The sequence below is a fragment of the Deltaproteobacteria bacterium genome (assembly GCA_016875395.1).
Classification (GTDB): Bacteria; Myxococcota_A; UBA9160; order UBA9160; family UBA6930; genus VGRF01.
Genome location: VGRF01000068.1, coordinates 1 through 2,741, shown reverse-complemented (window position 1 = coordinate 2,741; position 2,741 = coordinate 1). Strand labels below are relative to the sequence as shown.

3 protein-coding genes are annotated in these 2,741 nt (G+C 73.8%); all 3 read left to right on the top strand.

From position 1 onward, the window contains the following. A partial coding sequence (locus FJ091_22045; GenBank protein ID MBM4386031.1) for a phenylacetate--CoA ligase family protein occupies positions 1–452 on the top strand: 452 nt, incomplete at its 5' end. A 133-nt stretch (positions 453–585) separates the two neighbouring features. After that, on the top strand, positions 586–834 hold the full coding sequence (locus FJ091_22040; protein MBM4386030.1) for a hypothetical protein: 249 nt from the start codon (positions 586–588) through the stop codon (positions 832–834). Between the two features lie 71 nt (positions 835–905). Next, complete coding sequence (locus tag FJ091_22035) at positions 906–2,456, top strand: transposase (GenBank protein MBM4386029.1); 1,551 nt, start codon at positions 906–908, stop codon at positions 2,454–2,456. Positions 2,457–2,741 lie beyond the last annotated feature (285 nt).

The window sequence follows — 2,741 nt, the reverse complement described above, 5'->3', positions numbered from 1 at the left end:
TGGTCCCGCCGGGGACCGCGGGCGAGCTCGTCTTCACCGGGCTCCTCAACCGCGACCACCTCCTCATCCGCTACCCGCAGGGCGATCGCGGGGTGCTCGCGCCGCTCGAGGAGCGCTGCCCCTGCGGTTCGGCGATGCCGATCCTGCGCTCGATCGAGGGCCGCGCGGACGACGTGCTCGTGACCAAGGATGGCCGCCGCGTCGGGCGGCTCGATCCGGTGTTCAAGATGGCTCAGCGGGTGAAAGAGGCACAGATCATCCAGGAGGCGCTCGATCGCCTGCTCGTGAAGGTGGTGCCCGCGGCGGGCTACGACCACACCGACGAGGCCTCGATCCGGCACGAGCTGAGGCTGCGGATGGGCGAGATCCGCGTGGACATCGAGCGCGTGGAGCGGATCGAGCGGACGAGCATGAGCAAGTTCCGGGCGGTGATCAGCCGGCTCGGAGCCTGAGGCCGGAGACCTTCGACGCAGCCGCCGGCGCCTCGCGCGCGCACACCCAGCCGCACGGCGAGGCGGTTCACCGCGCGCTCCTCGCGCTCGTGAGCTGCCCGACGGCCCGATCGGCACCGTCGAGAAGCACGCGATGGGCCCGGTGCTCGAGGCCTTCCCGATCCCGATCGACGGGCCCGTGTACCACGCGGGCTATCACGCCGAGGCGAGTTTCGGCGCGACGAGCTATCTGATCCGCCGCCCGGAGGGGAACGTGCTCGTTCGGGTGCGCGCGGGTGATGCACGAGGGCGTGCTCGCGTGTCGATCTCGATCTTCACGCGCATCTGCACGAGGGGCGTGAAGCTCGTGTCGAAGCGGTCGTTCAGGGTGAAGCGGCCCTGACCCGCCTTCCAATGCGGCGTGCCGAGCCAAGGTCAGCGCCTCGGGCACCGGCGCGGGGAGCCGGTTCGACCTTGGCGATCTCGGAGCTCGTGCCCGGCGGGAGCGCGGTGAGCGCGTGCGAGAACGCGGCGTGGCATCTCCCCGACGGCGCGTGGAGCGCGGTCACCGCGCTCTCGGACGCCGAGCTCGGACGAAGATGCGAAATCCGGACGCGCACCGGACGACCGGCGACGGAAGCCGAGGCCGCGGGCGCTGGCACGCGTCGCGCCCTGGCCGGCGCCGTGGAGGCTCGGCTCTACGTCCCGCGGGACCCGACGGAGGGCGTGCTCACGCCGCTCGTGCGCGCCTGGTGGCCTCGATACCTCGAGGCCGTGGAGGCAGAGGGCGGCGCGGTGCCCGGGTTCGTCCGCCTCGAGCTCGAGCGCTTCATGGCGTGCGGCGACCCGCGCGAGGGGTTCGTCAAGCTGCGGTGCCGCACGTGCGGCACCGAGCGCGCGCTGGCCTTCTCCTGCAAGGGACGCGGCCTGTGCCCGAGCTGCGGCGCGCGCCGGATGCACGACGCCGTTCACCACCTCGTCGAGCGCGTGCTCCCTTCGGTCGCGATCCGGCAGTACGTGCTCTCGCCCCCCTCCGAGCTGGTCGCCCTGCTCGCGGCGAGAGGCGAGACGCTCTCGGCCCTGTCTCGCCTCTTCGTGGCCGCGATCTCCGCCGGCATCCGCGCGCGCGCCGGCGCGAAGCTCTCGTGCGGCGCCGTCGTCGTCCTCCAGCGGTTCACGAAGACCCTCACCGTCTACCCGCACCTCCACGTCCTCGTGCTCGACGGCGGCTACCTCGAACGCGAGGACGAGACGCTGGACTTCGTGGAGGACACGGGCCCCGGCCCGAGCGCGCTTCGCGCCCTGGAGGCCCGCGTCGAGGAGCGCTTCACGCGCTGGCTCCGGCGCCGCGGCTTCCTCGAAGAGCAGCCCCCCGAGCCCGAGGCCGAGGATGGCTGGTGGAGCGAGGCGGCCCGCGAGCCCTCCGGCTTGCTCCACGCCGTCTCGCGCGAGCCCAAGCGCGGGTTCGAGGTGCACGCCTCGGTGCGCGTCGCCGCCGGCGACGAGCCCGGCCGCGAGCGGCTCTGCCGGTACCTCATGCGGCCCCCCTTCGCGTCCGCGCAGCTCGAGCTCGTCGAGGAGGAGCGCGTTCGCCTCACCCTCCGAAGCCCGGCCCGCTCCGGACAGCGCTCGATCGAGCTGCACCCCCTCGCGCTGATGCGCCGCCTCGCCTGGCTGGTCCCGCCCCCGCGGCAACACCAGCTCCGCTACGCCGGCGTGCTCGCCCCCGCCGCTCGTCTTCGCTCGGCGGTGGTCCCCGTCGGCCCCGTCGCCGCGCAAGGGGCCTGGTTCGCGGAGCGCGCCTTCGAACCGCTCGAGCCGGTCCCCTACCGCGCGAGGTGGGCCCAGCTCCTGGCCCGCGTCTACGACGTGGACGGGCAACGGTGCCCCCACTGCGCCGGACACCTCGCGCCGGTCGCGGTAGTCCTCCCGCCCGACGCGGCGCGCTGCGCGGAGCTCGAGCGCGTCCCGATCCTCGCGCCCACCGGACCTCCAGCGCAGGCCCGGCTGCCGTTCGCGACGTAGACGCGGCGCTCGCCCTCGACTCGTCTCCGCCGACGACTCGGACGGCACCCGTGCGCCCTCGCCGTCCCAAGAAGACGGCCGGCTGAGGGGAACCGAGACTCCGACCTGGCCGCCGCACCCGCAACGTCGCACGGATCGCACCGAGATCGCGGCGCCGCACCGGCCATCGGTCGACCGCGGAGCCCCGAGACGCGCCGCCGCGCTGGCCTCTTGCGCTTGGTTCTCCTATCCCGCATCGCACAACCGAACTACGCGGTGACCCCGGGCTTCGCTGATCGGTCACGG

Bases quoted from the DNA above. Each gene is read 5' to 3' on its own strand.
- FJ091_22040 (MBM4386030.1), top strand. From the start codon at position 586: ATGGGCCCGGTGCTCGAGGCCTTCCCGATCCCGATCGACGGGCCCGTG.